This is a genomic window from Thermococcus sp. ES12, from assembly GCF_012027515.1.
Classification (GTDB): domain Archaea; phylum Methanobacteriota_B; class Thermococci; order Thermococcales; family Thermococcaceae; genus Thermococcus; species Thermococcus barossii.
This window is the reverse complement of record NZ_SNUP01000101.1, coordinates 1-421: the sequence shown is the minus strand read 5'-3', so window position 1 is coordinate 421 and position 421 is coordinate 1. Positions and strand designations below refer to the sequence as shown.

Sequence of the window (421 nt, the reverse complement as noted above, 5' to 3'; positions counted from 1 at the left end):
CAATCCGATCCCAGGAGATTGGACATTCCTTGTCTATGCATACAACACAGTAGGCTGGGCATATTACGAGCTCTTGACCAGAGTCTACTACGGCTGATTCCAAATCTTTTTATTTCTCTTTACCTCCTTTCTTTGGAGGGTGCAGAATGAAAAAAATAACATTTATTTTTATTCTTTTAATAATATCAACGAATCTCACTCTCGCAATCGAGGTCCCTAATGTCTGGGAGCCAACGACACTTGAAACATCTTTTGCAGTGATTGGTTTGTATGAGTATGGGGATTATCCAAGAGCACTTGAAGGATGTGAGTGGCTCAATAAAATCAAAACACCTGAATTTGCATGGGGTTCTAATTCTCATTCCCCCCCAGAAGCAAAGTACACTGCTCCAGCTTTAATGGCTCTTCTGAGGTGTGAGAG

At 41.3% G+C, this 421-nt stretch carries 1 pseudogene; it reads left to right on the top strand.

The features are described from left to right. Positions 1-146 precede the first annotated feature (146 nt). Positions 147-421: pseudogene (locus E3E37_RS11250) on the top strand (hypothetical protein); the annotation flags it as partial.